Here is an 18,705-nt window from a genome sequence, read left to right as displayed (position 1 = left end):
TTCGCATGGTATGCGTATTTCTCACATCGGTTGGGTGTTATCGGCGGCGGACCCGGTGCAGCCGGAACGGCTTGCGGGTCGCGTTGGCCGCCGGGGTCGGCCGGGGCTCGGCCCGCCCCGAGTCGTCGCCGGCCTGCACCGGATCCCCGGCCGGAACGAGCGCCACCAGGGCGCACTCCCGCGCCCACCGCTCAGCCAGCGCCTCCGCCGTGCCCGGCGCGTTGAGCCGCTTCCCGGCCAGCGTCACCGCCACGGCCTGCCACTGCTCGCCCCCCGGCTCGATCCGCTGCACCTGCGCCGGATAGGTCACCACCGCCCCGCCGTGGTCACCCCGCAACGTCACCGTCGCGCTCGCCGCGTCGGCCAGCCCCGGCAACTCCTGCTCACCCGGGCCGACCACCACGTGCAGCCGCCCGTCCTGCGGCAGGCACCACACGGCATACGCAGGCCCCCCGCCCACCGACACCCAAGCGATCGCCGCCTTCTTAGCGGCCTCCTCCACCAACGGATGCGTCATGCCGACCATCCTCCCACCCAAAGGAAGGGCACCTTCCCATCGCTATCCGTAGAGGAAGGGCACCTTCTTAACGCCCCACCCCACGCGGCCTGCACCATCCCGCCGCGCGGCGGTCGCGCGGAGCGCGGTGGGGGTGCGGGTTCAGCGGGTGGTGGGGAGGTCGATGTCGACGGGGTCAGGGGTGGGGAGGGCGGCCGGGCGGCGGGCGCCGAGGATGACGGCGGCGACACCGGCCATGAGCAGGGCGATGCCGGGCCAGGCGGCGGCGGGCGGGGCCTGGCCGAGCCACACCCAGCCGAGCAGGGCCGCCCCGGGCACCTCCAGCAGGATCAGCACGCTGATCGTGGTGGCGGAGACCTTGTGCAGCGCGTAGTTGAACATCGAGTGCCCGAGCAACTGCGCCCCGGCGGTCAGCGCGATGATGGCGAGCCAGGTCCGGTCGTCGAAGCCGGTGAGGTCGACGCCGAGGAGCAGGCAGACGCCGAGCAGCAGCACGGCGCAGACCGAATAGCAGACCGTCGTGTACGTCGTCGTCGAGGTGCTGCTGCGCGCCTTCTCGCCGAAGGACGTGTAGATCGCCGCGAGCAGGCCGCCGGTCACGGCCAGCAGGTCGCCGACGACGGCCGTACCCCCTCGGGTGAAGTCCGCGCCGGTCGCGATCGCCGCGCCCACCACGGCGCTGCCGATACCGAGCCAGGTCCACCGGCCCAGCCGCCGTCCCTGCCAGAGCGCGATCAGGCCGGCCCACATGGGCTGGGTGGCGACGAGGGCGGTCGCGGTGGCGACGGTGGTCATCTTGACGCTGGGTACCCAGGTGGCGAAGTGTCCGGCCAGGGCGAGCCCGGCCAGCACGCTCCACCGCCAGGCGTGGTCCTGGCGCAGGCCGCGGAGTTCGGCGCGGCGGCGGGTGAGGGTGACCGGGGCGAGCACGCCGACGGCGAGGGCGTTGCGCCAGAAGGCGATGGCCAGCGCGGGCGCGGCGGCGTACGCGATGAGCGGCCCGGACGACGACACGGCGAGGATCGCGATCATGATCGCGGCGATGGTGAGCGGGTCGAGCCGGGATCGCATGAGGCCCGATCCTGCCAGGCGCAGGTGAGCGGCCTGTCGGCACACCGACTTCCACTCAATGCGTTCATCTGCCCACTGTGCGCGATCATCCTATGTACTTCACGTGAGCGGCTGATTACTGTCGCTCGAATGGATTCAGAACCTTCGTTATCCGGCGTACCGCCGCGCGCGATCCTCTTCGATTTCTATGGCACGCTGACCTCGGCGTGCACCCGCGGACCGGCCCACGAACTGGCACCCCGGCTGCTCGGCTGCCCGCCCGCCGAGTACTTCGCGGTGCTCAACACCTCGTTCTACCCCCGCTGCCGCGGCGCGTACGGCGACGCCCTGGAGACCATGCGCTGGGTCGCCGCCGAGCTGGGCGTACGCGTGACCCCCGCGCGGCTGCGCGCGGCCCAGGCCGCCCGGCTGATGGCGGTACGCGCCGACACCCACCTGCGGCCCGAGGCGGTGCCCACGCTGTGGCGGCTGCGCCGGGCGGGCGTACGCCTGGCCGTGGTCAGCGACTGCGCCTGGGAGCTGCCCGAGATCATGCGCTCGTTGCCGGTCGACCGGCTGCTCGACGCGAAGGTCTACTCGGTCCAGGTCGGCTGCAGCAAGCCCGACCCGCGCATCTACCTCGCCGCCTGCGCGCGGCTGGGCGTCGCGCCCGAGGACTGCGTGTTCGTCGGGGACGGCGGTTCCCGCGAGCTGACCGGCGCGCAGGCGCTGGGCATCCGGGCGATCCGGCTCGCCGCGCCGGACCTGGCCGACCACCTGCAGTTCGCCTCCGACGACGGGTTCGCCGGCGAGTCGGCGGTCACGCTCGCCGACGCGGCCGCGCTCGCGATGACCCCCCAACCCGTGGGGGTATGACCACACGCCGCCGTGCCCTTCGCGGCGGCCCCCACCCGGCACCGCCCCTGCGGGGCGGCCCCGCCGCAGCTCAAACCCGCTCAAGCGTTTGGAAGGGCACCTTCTGCAACGCATAGCGTTAAGAAGGTGCCCTTCCTTCCTCAGCCTTGGCGGACGGACTGGCCGCCGTCGATGACGAGCATCTGGCCGGTGATGTAGCCGGCGGCGGGGGAGCAGAGGAAGGCGATGGTCGCGGCGACCTCGTCGGGCGTGCCGGGGCGGCCCATCGGGGTGTCGTAGCCGAGTTTGAGCTCGGCCAGGGTGGACGCCGAGGTGTGGATGGTGCCGGGCGCGACCGCGTTGACGGTGATCCCGTCGGCGACCAGCTCCATCGCCAGGGCCCGGGTCAGGCCGAGCACGCCCGCCTTCGCGGCGGCATAGCCGGCCTCGGCGGGCAGCGCGTTCACCGTTCCGGCGGTGGCGGCGAGGTTGACGATGCGGCCCCAGCCGCGCTCCGACATGCCGCCGAGGAAGGCCCGGCTGGACAGGAACGCCGTGGTGAGGTTGCGGTCGATCTCGGCCTTCCACTCCTCGAAGGTGAGCTGCGCCACCGGCCGGATGACCTCCGGGCTGGCCCGGCTGGTCAGGCCGGCGTTGTTGACCAGGATGTCCACGTCGCCCAGCTGCTCGGTGACCGCGTCGGCGAGGGCCCCGACCTCCGCCTCCAGCGTGAGGTCGGCGACGAAGCCGAGCACGCCCAGCTCGCCGGCGCGCTCGTGGATGCGCCGGGTGGTGGAGACGACGGCGACCTTCGCGCCGAGTGCGGCCAGCTGGCGAGCGGTGGCGAACCCGATGCCGTGCGGGCTGCCTGCACCGGTGACGAGTGCGACCCGGCCGTCCAGCCGGAAGAGATCCATCCGCTCGTTCATGGCTTGATCCTGCCGGTTTGTCCGAGCTGACGCCAGTAGGAGGCACCGCTTACTCTGTCGGGACCCCTTCCCCGGATGGAGCCAGGCCGATGAGCGACCCGACCGCGCCGCCGCCCGCGAGCCCGGATCCCGGCGTGTCGCAGCCGGCGTTCCCGGACCCGGTCCCGCTGACGTTCGGCTCGGCCGACCCCTTCCCGGCTGCTCAGGCACCCGCGTTCGGCAGCCCTGCGGGAGACTCGGCCCCGCTGGGGAGCCCGGCCGCCGACCCTGTGGCCGCCGGGCCGGGTCACTGGCCGAACCCGTATCAGGCGCCCGGCCACCATCCGGCGGGCGGTTATCCGACAGGCGCCTGGACACCGGTTGCCGGGCAGCCGCCGGTCTTCCCGGCGCACCCGTACGGCATCCACCCGCCGCCGGGATACGCGCCGTACCCGTACTACCGGTCGCAGCGGCGCACCAACGGCATGGCCATCGGCGCGATGGTGACCGCGTTGGTCGGAGTGCTCGGGATCTGCCTGTACGGGGTGCCCACCCTCGTCCTGGGCCCGCTCGGCGCGATCCTGGGGCACGTGGCCCGCCGCAGGATCCGCCAGACCGGCGAGGACGGCGAGGGCATGGCCCTGACCGGCGTCATCGTCGGCTGGGTCGGCACCGCGCTGGCGCTGCTCGTCATCGGCGGCTTCGTGGTGGCGATCTTCTTCATCGGGGACGACCCCGGCTACCGCAACGAGCCGAGCGGGGCCTTCTGACCGGCTCCGCGGCCCATCGCGCATCCTTGACGTATGGCAGCACTCCCTGAAGCCCTGGCCGAGGTACGCGAACTCCTGCTGGCGCCGGACCTGATCCGGGCCACCGCGGGCGGGCAGCGGCGCGACGGGACCCCGTCCGTGCAGCGCGCCACCCTGCGCCCGGTGACCCTGAAAGCGGGGGACCGGGTGCAGCTGGTGACCGAGGACGGGCAGCGCCCCACCACGGTCAACCTCGCCCCCGGCGCGGAGCTGGCCGGCCGGGTGGACGAGCTGCTGGCCGAGCCGTTCGGCAGCTGGACGGTGGAGACCGGGCACGGCACGCTGCGCCTGCAGGCGACGAAGAAGGGCGCGGTGCTGCACCGCTCGGCGGCCCCGGCCGCCGCGCCCGCCGCCACCGCGCACGACCGGGCGCGCGAGCACCTGATCGACCCCGGCGATCCGCTGTACGCGGTGATCGGCGGCGACGCGGCCAAGCGCCGGCAGGTCGACGCGTTCCTGCGGGCGCTGGACGCCACCCTGCCCGACCCGTCCGAGCTGCCGAGCCCGCTGCACGTCGTCGACCTGGGCTGCGGCAACGCGTACCTGACCTTCGCCGCGTACCGGCACCTGTCCGGCCTCGGCCTCGACGTGCGGCTGATCGGCGTGGACGTGCGTGACGACCAGCGCGAGCGCAACACCGCGATCGCCCGCAGGCTGGGCTGGACCGAGCACGTCAGCTTCGTCGCGGGCACCATCGCCGACGCGCCGGTGCCGCAGGCCGACGTGGTGCTGGCGCTGCACGCCTGCGACACGGCCACCGACGACGCGCTGGCCCGCGCCCTGTCCTGGGACGCGCGCTGGATCCTGGCCGCGCCCTGCTGCCACAAGGACCTGTCCCGGCAGCTGCGGCGGCGGCCGCCGGAGGGCGCGGCGGGGCTGCTGACCGAGCACGGCATCCTGCGCGAGCGTTTCGCCGACGTGCTCACCGACACGGTGCGCGCGGCCCTGCTGCGCCGCCAGGGGTACGCGGTCGAGGTGGTCGAGTTCATCGACTCCGCGCACACCCCGCGCAACGCCATGATCCGCGCCCACCGCACCGGCCGGCAGCCGTCCCCCGCGGAAGCCGCCGAGCTGGACGCCCTGCTCGCCGAGTGGCACGTCCAGCCCCACCTGGCCACCCTGCTCGCCGAGGGCTGACCGCCCGCCGCCCCGCGCAAGATCGCTCGACTTGCCAGGCAGGTGGGCAAAAGCGGCGTCAAGATACGCACAGGTGCCAGGCAAGTCGAACGATCAAGGCGCGGGCCGCGCCCCGTCGCGCCCGGTGCGTGGGTGGGTCAGGGGGTGAGGGCTTTGGCGAGTTCGATGGCGGTGTCGGCGAGCAGGGTGTCCGAGGGCATCGGGGCGCCGGCGAGCACGGCGACGTAGGCGGCGAACCCGGGCAGCGGGTAGCCGTCCTCCTCCGCGATCGCCGGATCGTGTTTGGCCAGCGAGGCGCGGGTGCGGGCCCAGGCGTCGAGCAGCTCGCGCTGCGACGGCACGCCGAAGCCGTGGCCGACCGGCGCGCTGTGGCGCAGCTTCACCACGGCCGACTCGTTGAGCGCCGCGGCCAGCCGGCAGCCGTGCGTGACGACCTCGGCCTGCCGCGCGTCGAGCCGCCGGTAGACGGTGCACCGGCGGTGGCACGTGGTGGCGCATACGCAGAGCGCGTGCGAGGTGTTCGAGTGCTGGCGGTCCAGGTACGTGCGCCAGCCGGCGTTGTTCTCGTGCGCCACGGTGAGGCTGCGCCGGGCGGCGGACTTCTCCGGCTTGGTGTGCGGGCAGTCCCGGTCGTCGAAGTCGCCCCAGGCGCTCCCGTCGCCGCCGACCGCCTTCGGCAGCCGCAGCGGGTCGGCGGCGTGCCCGAGCACCCGTTCCCAGACCAGCAGCGGGCCGTACTCGCTGGCGATGTGCACCGCGGCGACCACGGCCGTGGTCTCGCCGCGCCGGAAACGCGCGTCGATGACCTCCAGCAGCAGCCGGAACGCCGGCCGCATGCTGCCCAGCGCCCCGCGGTGCACCTCGCGGGGCGCCTGCGGCATGCGGCACGCCAGCGCCCGCTCCCGCAGGTGCTCGGGGACGTGGTCGCCGTGCACCTGGTCGGCGACGGCGTGCTCGGTGTTGGCCTCCGCGGCGGCGTTCAGCTCGCCGAAGTCCTCGGCGTCGAGGTCGAGCAGCCGCTGCCCGAACGCGCACAGCTGCTGCACGTGGGCGACGGACTCGGTGGACAGCGCGCCGCCGCCGGCCCGTGGCAGCACGCCGGAGTCCGGGGCGACCAGCGCGGCCACCTCCGCGAAGGCGTACCGCCTGGTCAGCGCGATGAGAACGTCGTGTGCCGTCTCCACACCGGCCAGTGTTCCACGCCCGCGCTCACCGGGCAGGCACCCCGAGCAGGGCACATGCCTCGCGGTAGAGCCGGGTCACCTCGACGCGCACCTGGCCGCGCTCGGTCAGCCGCTGCGCGAACGCCACCCGGATCGGCGTCTCGACCCCGTCGATGACGGCCTGGAACTCGATGCCCCGGTTGTCCATGCCCGACATCACCGCCGCGGTGGCGTTCGGGCGGGCCGGCTCGGGCAGCGTGGCCTGGCAGATCAGCAGGGAGTCGGCGGGGTGGTCGTCGTTCATGTGCCGCATGATCTGGGCGACGACCTCCGGCGGGAACGGGTTCGGGTGGACCCGGCCCAGGTCGGCCAGCAGCTCCGTGTTGAGCAGGTAGGCCAGCTTCACCTCGTTGATGATCCGGTCCTGCTCGTCGGTGTCCCAGGGCGCGGCGTCGAGCCGGGTGCGGTAGGCGTCCTTGAACGCGGTGGGGTCGGCGATGCCGTCGAAGGCGTAGAAGCGCAGGCCGTCGCCGCCGAGGGCGAGCCCGTACGCGCGGGCCAGGGCGCGGGCCACGTACTGGCCGCCGGACAGGTCGCCCAGGTAGCGGTTGTAGTGGTGGGCGACGAAGCCGCCGGGCCGGCTGAAGGCGATCTCGCGCAGGCGGGCGATGTACTCGGCGGTCGCCGTGACCGGGGTGAGCGCGTCGCGCCAGTCGGCGCCGAGCAGGAAGGCGAGGTCCGCGGCGAGCGCGGGCAGGCGGGTGAGCGCGTCGGCGTGGAAGCCGCCCGCGACCGGGTCGCCGCTCCAGCGCGCGGCGGCCTCCTCCAGCACCTGGTAGACGAGGTAGTGCTGCGCGGTGAGCGCGGCGTGGGCGGCGACGGTCAGCCGGCCCCGGGTCAGGTCGTCCAGGAAGGTCGTCTGCTCGGCCGAGCTGTGGTCGGACCAGGTGGCGGCGCGCAGGCGGGCGGAGAAGGGCTCACTCATGCGCAGCACCGTACGCGAGTAAGGTCACCCTAACCTCAAACTTTCGTTTGATCCTGGCCTGCGAAAAGGGACGCCCCCACCGCGGTTCTGCCGCGTGGGGGCGTCCCTTTCACGTCGAACGTCAGTTCTCGACCGAGGTCTCCAGCGCGCCCTCGGCCGGGCCGCCGGACCCGCCGGAGCGGCGACGGCGGCGGCGCGAGCGCGACCGCGAAGCGCCGCCCTCGCCTGCCGCGGCGGGCTCGGCCGGGCCGTCGGGGCCGTCCGCGGCGTTGGAGAACAGCGGCGTGAGCCCGCCCTCGTGGGTCACCGACGCGGCGACCGTGGCCCCGGTGCCGGCACCCCGGCCGCGGCGACGACGGCGGCCACGGGTGCCCTCGCCCTCGGCGCTGTCGGCCTCGGTGTCGGCCGGGGCGTCCTGCGTGCCCGCCTCCGGCGCGGCCGGAGCCTCGTCACCGGACAGGCGACGGCGGCGGCGCGGTGCGCGCTCACGCGGCGGGGCCTGCTCGGCCGCCGGACCGCGCTTGCCCCGGCCGCCGCGGGAGCGGCCGCCCAGGTCCTCCTCGACCTCGGCGGACAGGCCGGCCCGGGAGCGCTGGGCGCTGGGCAGCATGCCGCTGACGTCGGTCGGGATGTCCAGGTCGGTGTAGACCCAGGGCGAGGTGTGGTACGTCTCCGGCGGGCCGTCCGGGCCGGTCAGCTCCAGGCCGAGCGTCTTGTCGACGATCCGCCAGCGGGGCATGTCCTCCCAGTCGACGAAGGTCACCGCGACACCGGTGGCCCCGGCGCGGCCGGTGCGGCCGATGCGGTGCACGTAGGTCTCCGCGTCGTCCGGGCAGTCGTAGTTGATCACGTGGGTGACGCCGGAGACGTCCAGGCCGCGGGCGGCCACGTCGGTGGCGACGAGCACGTCGACCTTGCCCGCCCGGAAGGCGCGCAGGGCCCGCTCACGGGCGCCCTGGCCGAGGTCGCCGTGGACCGCCGCCGCGGCGAAGCCGCGGAAGTCGAGGTCCTCGCTGACCCGGTCGGCGTTGCGCTTGGTCCGGGTGAAGATCATGGTGAGGCCGCGGCCCTGCGCCTGCAGGATGCGGGCGAGCAGCTCCAGCTTGTTGAGCTGGTGCGTGCGGTACACGACCTGCTGGGTCTGCGGGCTGACGCCCGGCTCGGTGGTGTGCCCGGCGTGCACGGTGACCGGCGTGCGCAGGAACCGCCGCGACAGGGTCACGATCGGGTCCGGCATGGTCGCCGAGAACAGCATGGTCTGCCGCTCTTCGGGCAGCATCTTGAGGATCTTCTCGACGTCGTCGAGGAAGCCCAGGTCGAGCATGCGGTCGGCCTCGTCGAGCACGAGCGCCTTGACCTTGTCGAGCTTGAGGTGCTTCTGCTTGCACAGGTCGAGCAGGCGGCCGGGCGTGCTGACCAGGATCTCGACGCCGGCCTTCAGCGCGTCGATCTGCGGCTCGTACGCGACGCCGCCGTACAGCGCCAGCACCCGCACGCCACGGGTCTTGCCGGCCCCGGCGAGGTCCTTGGCGACCTGCAGGCCCAGCTCACGGGTCGGCACGACGACGAGCGCCTGCGGCTGGCCGCCGGTCTCGCCCTCGCTCGGGGCGACCGCGCGGTCGATCAGCGGGATGCCGAAGCCGAAGGTCTTGCCGGTGCCGGTGGGCGCCTGCCCGATCATGTCGCCGCCGCGCAGCGCGATCGGCAGCGCGTACTCCTGGATGGCGAAGGCCCGCTCGATGCCCATCGCGGCGAGTGCGGCCACGGTCTCCGGGCGCACGCCGAGCTCGGCGAAGGTGGGCGCGAGGGTGATCTTGGTGGTGTCTGTCATGGAATTCTGGGGTGCCCTTTCAGTGATCCGCGTACGGCGGACCCTGCGGGCTGCCCAGCGGATGTCGGTACGCCCGTTTTCATCGAAGGGCGTATATGTAGTCTCGAGCGCGGGGCGCGGCGATGAAGGAAATGGATCCCATCGCGCGGCGCGATCGTTGGGGACCGCGGCGCCGCACACGCGACGACATGGGCATCGGGCCCATGTCAACTCAGCCATCGTACGGCCCGGTGGCCGTCTGGTCACCTGGTGTGTGTCGAATTCCCGGTTCTTAGTGGGATTTCCCACGCAAAACGGTCAGTTGTTGAGCCCGACCGCCGTCATCCTGGCCGTGTGCGCGGTGGTCAGCCGCCGGAAAAGCCCGTCCACGGACTCGCCGTCGCCCACGCCCGCCAGCACCAGCGCCGTCAGCGGCGTGCGCTCCTGGGCGACGAGCTGAGCCTGTGACAGCGCCTCCCCGGTGAGCCGCCGTGCCCACATCGACAGCCGGTTGGCCACCTTCGGGTCGGCCGCGATCGCGGCGCGGATCTCCCCGGCCGCGAAGTCGGCGTAGCCGTCGTCGTGCAGCACGTCGAGCACCAGGGCCCGGTCCGGCGCGGCCAGCACGCCCTCGGGCAGCACCTCGGCCACCTCGCGGAAGAAGTCGTCGGAGATGCCCTCGCCGACGTACGCCTTGGTCAGCGCCTCCAGCCAGTCGCCCGGCTCGGTGTTGTCGTGGTACGTGCGCAGCGCCGTGACGAACGGGACCATCGCCTGCTCCGGGTCCACGCCCAGCGCGGTGAGCCGGTTGGCCAGCCGCCGGTAGTTGGCCATCTCCCAGGCGGCCATCTCGGCCAGCCGGGCCTGCCGGCCGAGGTCCGGCGCGAGCCGCGAGTCGGCCGCCATCCGGTCGAAGGCCAGCAGCTCGCCGTACGCGAGCATGCCCAGTAGATCGATCACTCCGGCGTCAGTCGACACGCCCGCAGACTACCGGCCGTACGCACCCGGGGCACCCGGCCGCGGCCCGGCCCTGCGCCGCCCGGCGCGCCGCACGGTGCCTGCGGCAGCTACGGCGAACGGCACGGCGCGTGCTGCGCCGTGCCGTTCGCCTGCAGTTATGTGCTGCGCCGCCTCAGCGGGCCGAGAAGCCGACACTCCGCGTCGACGCCTCGGCGATCTCCACATATGCCAGCTTGTCCAGCGGGACGATGACCCGCCGGCCCTTCTCGTCTACCAGCGTCAGCAGCTGGGCCTTCGACGCGAGCGCGTCGGCGACCATCTGCTCGACCTCAGCGGGCGTCTGCGTGCTGTCCACCACCAACTCGCGGGGGGCGAACTGCACACCGATCTTGACCTCCACACAACCTCCTCGGCTCGCTCCCGAGATTACCCCGGTGTCGCAGCTGGACGATGGCACGCCGACCGACCGCCCTCGACGATCTTGCGCGAACGGCCCCCTCAGCGCCCGATATACCCGTGTCGTGGGGGTCGCTCGTGCAAGATCGCCGCTCGGGGCGGGTCAGTGGTCGGTGCCGCTGAGGGGGAAGCTGCTGATGCCGCGCCAGGAGAGGGTGGTGATGAGTTGTTCGGCCTCGTCCTGGGCGATGACTCGGCCGCCGGCGAGCCACCAGCGGGCCGAGACCTGGGCGGCGCCGCACAGGCCGGCGGCCAGGACCTCGGCGCGGGCGCGGCTCACTCCGGTGTCGGACATGATCGTCTCGGTGATCGCCTCGACGGACAGCCGCTCCATGCGGTCGACGCGCTCCGCGACCGCCGGGTCGTTCCTCAAATCGGACTCGAACACCAGCCGGTACGCCTCGCTCTCGTGCGAGACGAAGTCGAAGTAGGCCTGCATCGCGCCCCGGACGCGTTCCTTGTTGTCCGTGGTCGCCGCCATGGCGGAGCGGATGCGCTCGGCGAACGCGTCGCAGTGCGTGTCGAGCAGCGCCAGGTAGAGCTCCAGCTTGCCGGGGAAGTGCTGGTAGAGCACCGGCTTGGACACGCCCGCCCGTTCGGCGATGTCGTCCATCGCTGCGGAGTGGTAGCCCTGGGCGACGAAGACGTCCTGAGCAGCGGCGAGCAGCTGCTTGCGTCGTGCCGACCGGGGCAGCCGGGTCGGCCGGCCCGTGGCTGTCGAGCCGGTCGGGTTGGCGCCACTGGTGGCCGCGGTCATCGAATCTCCTCACCCTGCAGACGGATCCTTTGACGGATCTTGCAAACTGGCCCGTCGTTGCAACTTATCGTCATTCGCCGTTCACGGTAGCCTCAGCGTGGGCGACGGAGGAGCGCACGGTGGACGTAACAGGGCAGACCGGAAACACAGCGGGAGCTGACGAACCCGCCGACGGGTCAGCCGGCGGAGTCGGACACCCGACGGCTAACGGGCATAAGCTCGCGAGCTGGGCGGATTCCGACCGGGCCGATGCATGGTCGAGTGCGGGCGCGGCGTTGGAGCCCGGCTTCGAACCGTTGACACCGTGGCACGCCACGGTAGCCGACCGCCGGGGGATAGACGCCCTCACCGGTGCCGACCCGGTCACCACCACGCTGGTACGCCCGCCGGACACCGCCCCGGCCGTGCGCAACGGCCACAGCCGCCCGTACGAGCGCCCCCTGCCGGAACCCTCCTCCCCCGGCGAGGACCCGTACGCCGACGAGTTCGCCCAGACCTCGGCCGAGTTCGCCCGGCACGCCGCGTTCGACGAGCCGACCCCCGTCAACGGCTCACCGGCCCTCGGCCTCGACGACACGAGCCGCATCCCCGTGTTCAAGCCGTACCAGCCCGGCCCCGGGGCCGCGGTCGCGCCACCGGAGGTGATCCCGATTCCGGTCATGCCACCGCTGCCCGCCGGGGCCAATCCCGCGCTGACGATGCCCACCGGCGGTTACCCGGTGCCGCCGCCCGGCCTGCGGCCCTCGCTGCCCGCCGAGCTGTCGGGGCCGGTGCCGTCCGCCCCGCCCGCGGACGCGCCGCTGGCCGCGATGGCCGAGGCGGCCACCCGCGCCGTGCCGCCCGCCCCGGAGCACCCCGCACCGGCCGCGGCCGCCCTTGACGACGAGCAGGACGAGGACCAGGAAGAGGCAGAGCAGATGTCACTCGGCGCACGCTTCGGCATGGCTTTCGCCGAGCCTGCACCGCAGGCCCCGCGTCCCGCCAACGGCCGGCCGGCCGTGCCGGGTCAGGAGCCGGGCCATCCCGAAGCCGCGGACGCCCGGCGCGGACCGGGGCCGGACGGAGCGCGCTCCGGCGACGCCGCCGAGCGGGTCCGGACGGGAGAGTTCCCGGTGCTGCCGGACCCGGCCGCCGCGGCCGCCGCGCGGCTCGACGCGGCCCGCGAGGGCTACGCCGCGGCCCAGCTCGGCATGGCCCGCCAGGCGGCCCGCGCGGCGCAGCTCGGCGGCTCCGCTGACGATCACGTCGGCGCGGTGACGGCGACCAGCCACGGCTCCGCCGCCCTCCGTGACGCCGCGGCCCTGCGCGACGCTGCCGGGCTGCGCGACTCGTCCGTGCTGCGCGATGCCGCCGCTCTGCGCGACGCGGCCGGACCACGTGACTCGTCCGCACTCCGCGATCCGGCGACATTCCGCGATCCAGCGACGCTGCACGATCCCGCGGCACCCCGCGGCACCGCCGCGATCCGTGAGGACGCCGCGGCCAACGGCGACGGGCGCGCCGGGGGCGACGACAACGGTCGCGCCGCGGGCGGTGGCGGCCGGGCGGAGCGAGGCAGGGCGCCGGAGACGGCCCAGGCGGCAGGTATACCCGGCCAGGAGCCTGGCCGCCCCGGCGACGACCTGCCGAACGGTTTCCCGGGCCAGCCTTCGTTCGTCTCGCAGCCGCAGCCGCGGCCCTACCTGCCGCCCTCGCCGCAGCCACACATCCCGCAGCCCGCGGGCCCGCCCGCGCACCAGCCGCCCGCACCGCCCGCGGGCGTGGGGGCGCAGCAGCCCGTGGACCGGCAGCCAGGGGTGCCCGAGGCCCGGCGCGCCGAGCCCGGCCAGCCCGGGAACGGCCCGGCCGCCGCGGAGCACCTGCCGCAGCGCGTGCCCGCCGTGCCCGACGTGCCGCCCGCCATCCACCCGGTAGTCGAGGCGGAACCGGTCGTGGCGGCCACGCCCCAGCTCGACCGCATCGCCTCCCACCTGCGCCGCAGTGACGACGTGGAGACGGCCGAGCGGCCCGACGGGTTCGACGTCGACGCGGTGCTGCGCGCCGTGCGCGGCGTCGCCGGAGTACGCGACGCGGCCCTGCGCACCACCGCGACCGGTGCCCACCACCTGCGGCTGGACCTTGACGAGGGGGCCGACCCCGCGGCGATCAGCCGGATGGTGGCCCGCATGCTGCAGGAGCAGATGGGCATCGACGCCGCGCCGGCCGGCCCGCTGGTGCCCAGGCCCGCGCCCGCCTCGGACGCCGCCCCGCCGGCGGCCACGCTGCCCGCGCCCCGCTCCGGTGCCGGGGCGTCCCCGCCGCCGGGGCTGACCGGGCTGCACCCGGACCCGCTGTCCGACCAGTCGCCGCGGGAGCCGCGCCGCCGCCACCCGGTGAGTGTGCCCCGCCGGGCGCCGGGCGAGCTGCGCGACCGGGTCGCCGCGCTGCGCTCGGTGAGCAGCGAGCCGGAGCTGCCCGCCGCGGCCTCGCCGCCGCCGCTGCCCACCGAACGCGACCAGGGCCCCCGCGCGATCATCGAGCACGTGCAGACCAGCACGTTCGGCCTGGACGCGACGGTCGAGGTGCGCCTCAACACCGGCGACCGGCAGGCCGTCGGGGTGGCCAGCGGGCCGGCCGTCGACGCGTACGTGCTGCGCCTGTGCGCCGCCGCGACCGCGGTCGCCATCGACGACCTGCTGCGTGAGGGCACCACGACGGGTGAGTCCGGCCGGTGCTTCGTCGAGCAGGCGACCATCGTCCCGATGGGCAGCTGCGAGGTCGCTGTCGTGGTGGTGCTGCTGGTCTGCGGCGGCTGGGTCGAGCAGCTCGCGGGCTCCGCGCTGGTCTCCGGGGACCCCCGCCGGGCTGTCGTCCGTGCCACGCTCAGCGCGGTGAACAGGCGGCTAGCGGCGCTGTTGCCGTAGGGATGTGGCAGGCTGTGTCGATGCGCACCGCCCTCGCACCGCCGCCGAGGACCGACTGGGAGCCCCCCGTCCGGTCCTCGCGAGTGGAGTCCGGGAGGCTCGCCAGGGCCCGCGCACGCCAGCGCCGCCGCCGCGCGACCGCGGTATGCGTGCTGCTCGGCGCGGCCCTGCTGGTCGGCGTGGACCTGCTGCGCGGTGGGCCCGATCCCGCGCCCACCCGGCCGGTGGCGTCGACTCCCATGGCCACGGAGAGCCCGGAGCCGGCGGCCTCGCCGTCGCCGGCGGCTCCCTCACCGAGCGCCGAGCCGGAGCCGGTCTACCAGATGGCCGGCGAGTTCCCCTCGTCCGGGCCGGGGACCTGGACGTACGCCAAGAGCCAGGGTGGGGTGCTGGGCACCGCCGGCAGCATCAAGCGGTTCCGGGTCGCGGCCGAGAAGAACGTCGCCGAGGAGGAGCTCGACGTGTTCACCAGCCTGGTCGACGAGACCCTGGGCGACGCGCGCAGCTGGATCGCGGGCCGGCAGTACCGGCTGCAGCGGGTGCCGACCGGGGCGTCGTACCAGTTCACGATCTATCTGGCGACCGGCGAGACGACCCGCAAGCTGTGCGGGGCGGGCGGCATGGACACCCGGATGAACGGTGTCTCGTACACCTCGTGCCGGTTGCCGGGGCGCGTCGTCATCAACCTCAACCGCTGGCGCATGTCGGTGCCCGACTACGTCAACGGCAAGATCGACCTGCACGACTACCGGCAGTACGTGATCAACCACGAGGTGGGCCACGAACTCGGCCGCTTCCACGAGGGCTGCCCGGGCAACGGCAAACCCGCGCCGGTCATGCAGCAGCAGACGTACGGCCTGAAGGGCTGCACCGCCAACGCGTGGCCGTACGTCGGCGGCAAGCGCTACACCGGGCCCCCGGTGGCCTGATGCACGGCGAACTGGAGCTCTTCGAGCAGCGGGAGGCGGCCCCGCGCCGCGCACCGGACGAGGCGTCCGGGTTCCGGTCGCGTCGCCGCGCCGAGATCCAGGCCCGGCGGCGCCGGAACCTGGTCGTCGTCGCCGGCGTGCTGGGCCTCATCGTGGTGCTGGTCGGGGTCGATCTGGCCCGGGGCGGCGACGGCCTCCTGCTCGACGGGCCGTCCACGCCGGTGGCCGAGTCGCCCGGTCCGGGCAGCCCGTCGGCCGAACCCGGCGCGTCGGAGCAGCCCCGCGAGGAGAGCACGACCGTGGCGGCGGGCAGCGGCAAGTTCGGCTTCGCCACCGGCGCGGGCAAGGTGCTCGGCAGCGCGGGCACCATACGCAAGTTCCGCGTCGCCGTGGAGAAGGACACCGGCCAGGACCTCAAGGCGTTCGCGGGCGAGGTCGAGCGGATCCTGGGCGACCCGCGCGGCTGGACCGGCGGCGGCAAGTACCGCTTCCAGCGGGTGGCCGAGAAGACCTCGAACGAGTTCACGGTCTACCTGGCCACGGCCGGCACCACGCAGAAGATGTGCGCCGCGGGCGGCCTGCACACCGAGGGTTTCACCTCCTGCCGCCTGCCCGGCCAGGTCATCATCAACGCCGACCGCTGGCTGAACGCCGTCCCCGGCTACGGCGCCCCGCTGCCCGACTACCAGGCCTTCGCCCTCAACCACGAGCTCGGCCACCAGCTCGGCTACGGCCACGACGCCTGCCCCGCCCCCGGCAAGCCCGCCCCCGTCATGCAGCAACAGTCCACCGGTCTCAAGGACTGCACCCCCAACCCCTGGCCCCACCCCGCCGCCCCCACCGACCCCGCCCTCTACCGCGGCCCCCCCATCCCCTGACAGGGCCACGGGCCGCCGGCCCGGGCCCGTTGATCATGAACTTATGGCACGGTTCGGCGGCGTGTCGCGGGAATAAGTTCATGATCAAATGAAGGCTGATCAGGGCGTGATGCAACTCGCATCCCAGCGGGTTGGAGATCATGGCATTCCCTACCGCGGCGAGCGAGAATGTGCCTATGTCGTTGCCGCCGCTTGTGGAGCCTGCCGAGTCGCTCTCGGTGGACGAGATCCGCCGCTACAGCCGCCATCTGATCATCCCCGACGTGGGCGTCGAGGGGCAGAAGCGGCTCAAGAACGCCAAGGTGCTGTGCGTCGGCGCCGGAGGGCTCGGTTCGCCCGCGCTGATGTACCTGGCCGCGGCCGGTGTCGGCACGCTGGGCATCGTCGAGTTCGACACCGTCGACGAGTCGAACCTGCAGCGCCAGATCATTCACGGCCAGTCGGACATCGGCCGGCCCAAATCGGAGTCGGCCGCCAACACCGTACGGGAGATCAACCCGTACGTGAACGTGGTCATCCACGACACCGCGCTCGACCGCGACAACGTCTTCGAGATCTTCGGGCAGTACGACCTGATCGTCGACGGCACCGACAACTTCGCCACGCGTTACCTGGTCAACGACGCCGCGGTGCTGCTCGGCAAGCCGTACGTGTGGGGCTCGATCTACCGCTTCGACGGCCAGGCCAGCGTCTTCTGGGCCGAGCACGGCCCCTGCTACCGCTGCCTCTACCCGGAGCCGCCGCCGCCCGGCATGGTCCCGTCGTGCGCCGAGGGCGGCGTGCTGGGCGTGCTGTGCGCCAGCATCGGCTCGATCCAGGTGAACGAGGCGATCAAGCTGCTGGCCGGCATCGGCGAGCCGCTGGTCGGGTCGCTGATGGTGTACGACGCGCTGGAGATGTCGTACCGCAAGATCAAGGTCCGCAAGGACCCGTCCTGCGTCCTGTGCGGCGAGAACCCGACCGTCACCGAGCTGCTCGGCGACTACGAGGCGTTCTGCGGCGCGATCTCCGAGGAGGCGCAGGAGGCGGTGGTCGACGCGACCATCACCGCCCGCGAGCTCAAGGAGTGGCAGGACGCCGACAAGGACTTCCTGCTCGTCGACGTGCGCGAGCCGGCCGAGTTCGAGATCGTCCGCATCCCGGGCAGCGTGCTCATCCCCAAGGGCGACATCCTGTCCGGCGAGGCGCTGGCCAAGCTGCCGCAGGACAAGCAGATCGTGCTGCACTGCAAGTCGGGCGTGCGGTCCGCCGAGGCGCTCGCCGCGCTGAAGGCGGCCGGGTTCAAGGACGCGGTCCACGTCCAGGGCGGCGTGCTCGCCTGGATCAAGACCGTCGATCCCTCCCTGCCCGCTTACTGAGGTCCACCCCGGACCATCCGGTCCACCCGGTGAAGGCCGGCGACACATCCGCTGTCGCCGGCCTTCGCCGTGTACGGGCACCGATGGCGGGGAGCGTGTGACTTCGATCACCGTCCATGCGTGAGCTTCGTCTCGCGGCCCCCGCCGAGAGCCGGAAAATGCCGCCGTACGGCGGTTTTGTAAGCCGTCACGGAGGCCCGAAACGGCTGTTTCCGAATTTATTTCACCCGCCCGTTCTGTTGACCTTGACCAACCTGATGAGGCCGGACGGTGACCGGGCACGTACCCTCGATGACCGTGGTGGACCTCGACGCGGCTATCGGATTCGTGGTGAAGAAGGGCGACCCGGTCGACCGGGCACGCCTGTCATACCTGCGTACCGGCGTTTCGCCCGCCGAGGACATCCTCGCCGCGGCCGAAGCCGGACAGGCCGACGGCGGTGGCTGGTTCGCCACCCAGCGCGGCAAGATCCCGTCCGTCGACGTCACCTGCTTCCGGCTCGCCCAGCTCGACGACCTCGGCGCGCTCGCGCGGCCCGGCGTCAAGCGCGCCTTCGACTGGCTGGCCGGTCGCCAGGCCGCCGACGGCAGCTGGCAGGAGGCCAAGGAGCTGGCCGCCGACGCGCCCGAGTGGGCGCAGCCCGGCGACCCGGAGGCCACGCTCTACCTGACCGCGAACGCCACGTTCTGGCTCACCGTGATGGGCCTCGACGTGCGCTCGTCGCTGCCGTACGGCGACCCGACGCCGATCCCGTACGCCGACGCGGCCCTGCGCGGCGCGGAGTTCATCAAGAGCAGCCTCAACTCGGACGGCACCTGGCCGTCCTACCTGGTCACCGGGTGGCTCGGCGCGGCCGTGATGTACCGCCAGGACATGTTCTACGAGGCCGCGCGCATGCAGGCGGTGCTCGGCGAGCGCCTGCCCGCGATGGCCCCCGCCGACGCCGCCGCCATGGCGGCCGCGATGCGCCGGGTCGGCGTGTCGGCCGACGACTGGACGATGATCGCCGCCAAGCGCCGGCTGGCCGAGACGCAGCGCACCGACGGGGGCTGGGACTCCGAGGACGGCGAGACCTTCGACGTACACCTCACCCTCAACGTCATCCGCGCCATCCACGAGATCACCCCACCCGGCCAGAGCAGCCTGCTCTGACCACCCCGCGCGGCCCGGCGGCCTGCGACAACTCTTAAAGACTTGCGGCCTCAGAGTCCCTCTGAGGCCGCAAGTCTT

General features: G+C 73.4%; 17 protein-coding genes. 8 read left to right on the top strand and 9 right to left on the bottom strand.

Features of this window, described 5'->3' with window-relative positions:
• Nucleotides 1-37 precede the first annotated feature (37 nt).
• The gene (locus Cco03nite_RS09450; RefSeq protein ID WP_203691216.1) at nucleotides 38-526 is read right to left on the bottom strand and encodes a hypothetical protein; all 489 of its coding nucleotides are present in this window, start codon (nucleotides 524-526) and stop codon (nucleotides 38-40) included.
• A 132-nt stretch (nucleotides 527-658) separates the two neighbouring features.
• Nucleotides 659-1,588: a DMT family transporter gene (locus Cco03nite_RS09445; RefSeq protein ID WP_203691214.1), complete on the bottom strand. Its 930-nt coding sequence runs from the start codon at nucleotides 1,586-1,588 to the stop codon at nucleotides 659-661.
• A gap of 129 nt (nucleotides 1,589-1,717) precedes the next feature.
• Here Cco03nite_RS09445 and Cco03nite_RS09440 point away from each other — a divergent pair, with 129 nt between their 5' ends.
• Complete coding sequence (locus Cco03nite_RS09440; protein ID WP_203691212.1) at nucleotides 1,718-2,443, top strand: HAD family hydrolase; 726 nt, start codon at nucleotides 1,718-1,720, stop codon at nucleotides 2,441-2,443.
• A gap of 140 nt (nucleotides 2,444-2,583) precedes the next feature.
• On the opposite strand, the gene Cco03nite_RS09435 is transcribed toward Cco03nite_RS09440, so the two are convergent.
• Nucleotides 2,584-3,351, bottom strand: a complete 768-nt coding sequence (locus tag Cco03nite_RS09435; RefSeq protein WP_203691209.1) for an SDR family NAD(P)-dependent oxidoreductase — start codon at nucleotides 3,349-3,351, stop codon at nucleotides 2,584-2,586.
• 89 nt (nucleotides 3,352-3,440) lie between these two features.
• On the opposite strand from Cco03nite_RS09435, the gene Cco03nite_RS09430 reads away from it, so the two are divergent.
• Nucleotides 3,441-4,100 carry a DUF4190 domain-containing protein gene (locus Cco03nite_RS09430; RefSeq protein ID WP_203691207.1) on the top strand — a complete coding sequence of 220 codons (660 nt, stop codon included), beginning with the start codon at nucleotides 3,441-3,443 and terminating at the stop codon, nucleotides 4,098-4,100.
• Nucleotides 4,101-4,133: 33 nt separating this feature from the next.
• Nucleotides 4,134-5,276, top strand: coding sequence for a class I SAM-dependent methyltransferase (locus Cco03nite_RS09425; protein ID WP_203691205.1), 1,143 nt, complete (start codon nucleotides 4,134-4,136; stop codon nucleotides 5,274-5,276).
• A 137-nt stretch (nucleotides 5,277-5,413) separates the two neighbouring features.
• Here Cco03nite_RS09425 and Cco03nite_RS09420 read toward each other — a convergent pair whose 3' ends face one another.
• From Cco03nite_RS09420 to Cco03nite_RS09390, 6 genes are all read right to left on the bottom strand, one after another.
• Nucleotides 5,414-6,460 (bottom strand): hypothetical protein, encoded by a 1,047-nt coding sequence (locus Cco03nite_RS09420; RefSeq protein WP_203691203.1) that lies wholly within the window; start codon nucleotides 6,458-6,460, stop codon nucleotides 5,414-5,416.
• Nucleotides 6,461-6,485: 25 nt separating this feature from the next.
• A complete protein-coding gene (locus tag Cco03nite_RS09410; protein WP_239167246.1) occupies nucleotides 6,486-7,424 on the bottom strand; it encodes a biliverdin-producing heme oxygenase in 939 nt (312 codons plus the stop codon).
• Between the two features lie 121 nt (nucleotides 7,425-7,545).
• Nucleotides 7,546-9,255 carry a DEAD/DEAH box helicase gene (locus Cco03nite_RS09405; protein WP_203691201.1) on the bottom strand — a complete coding sequence of 570 codons (1,710 nt, stop codon included), beginning with the start codon at nucleotides 9,253-9,255 and terminating at the stop codon, nucleotides 7,546-7,548.
• A 297-nt stretch (nucleotides 9,256-9,552) separates the two neighbouring features.
• A complete protein-coding gene (locus Cco03nite_RS09400) occupies nucleotides 9,553-10,212 on the bottom strand; it encodes a ferritin-like fold-containing protein (protein WP_239167245.1) in 660 nt (219 codons plus the stop codon).
• Between the two features lie 154 nt (nucleotides 10,213-10,366).
• Nucleotides 10,367-10,594, bottom strand: a complete 228-nt coding sequence (locus tag Cco03nite_RS09395; RefSeq protein ID WP_120317219.1) for a DUF3107 domain-containing protein — start codon at nucleotides 10,592-10,594, stop codon at nucleotides 10,367-10,369.
• A 159-nt stretch (nucleotides 10,595-10,753) separates the two neighbouring features.
• On the bottom strand, nucleotides 10,754-11,407 hold the full coding sequence (locus Cco03nite_RS09390; protein WP_144121707.1) for a TetR/AcrR family transcriptional regulator: 654 nt from the start codon (nucleotides 11,405-11,407) through the stop codon (nucleotides 10,754-10,756).
• A 296-nt stretch (nucleotides 11,408-11,703) separates the two neighbouring features.
• Between Cco03nite_RS09390 and Cco03nite_RS09385 the strand changes: the two genes are divergently transcribed.
• From Cco03nite_RS09385 to Cco03nite_RS09365, 5 genes are all read left to right on the top strand, one after another.
• On the top strand, nucleotides 11,704-14,310 hold the full coding sequence (locus Cco03nite_RS09385) for a hypothetical protein (protein ID WP_203691199.1): 2,607 nt from the start codon (nucleotides 11,704-11,706) through the stop codon (nucleotides 14,308-14,310).
• A gap of 20 nt (nucleotides 14,311-14,330) precedes the next feature.
• Nucleotides 14,331-15,239, top strand: coding sequence for a DUF3152 domain-containing protein (locus Cco03nite_RS09380; protein WP_203691197.1), 909 nt, complete (start codon nucleotides 14,331-14,333; stop codon nucleotides 15,237-15,239).
• Nucleotides 15,239-16,117 (top strand): DUF3152 domain-containing protein, encoded by an 879-nt coding sequence (locus Cco03nite_RS09375; protein WP_203691195.1) that lies wholly within the window; start codon nucleotides 15,239-15,241, stop codon nucleotides 16,115-16,117. The genes Cco03nite_RS09380 and Cco03nite_RS09375 overlap by 1 nt, the downstream gene beginning before the upstream one ends.
• A 176-nt stretch (nucleotides 16,118-16,293) precedes the next feature.
• A complete protein-coding gene (gene moeZ, locus Cco03nite_RS09370; protein WP_203691193.1) occupies nucleotides 16,294-17,475 on the top strand; it encodes an adenylyltransferase/sulfurtransferase MoeZ in 1,182 nt (393 codons plus the stop codon).
• A 270-nt stretch (nucleotides 17,476-17,745) separates the two neighbouring features.
• On the top strand, nucleotides 17,746-18,627 hold the full coding sequence (locus tag Cco03nite_RS09365) for a prenyltransferase/squalene oxidase repeat-containing protein (protein ID WP_239167244.1): 882 nt from the start codon (nucleotides 17,746-17,748) through the stop codon (nucleotides 18,625-18,627).
• The last annotated feature ends 78 nt before the right edge of the window (nucleotides 18,628-18,705 follow it).

Source organism: Catellatospora coxensis (assembly GCF_016862635.1).
Lineage (GTDB): Bacteria > Actinomycetota > Actinomycetes > Mycobacteriales > Micromonosporaceae > Catellatospora > Catellatospora coxensis.
Note: the sequence above shows the minus strand (reverse complement) of the source record. Positions and strands in the feature narration are given on the sequence as shown.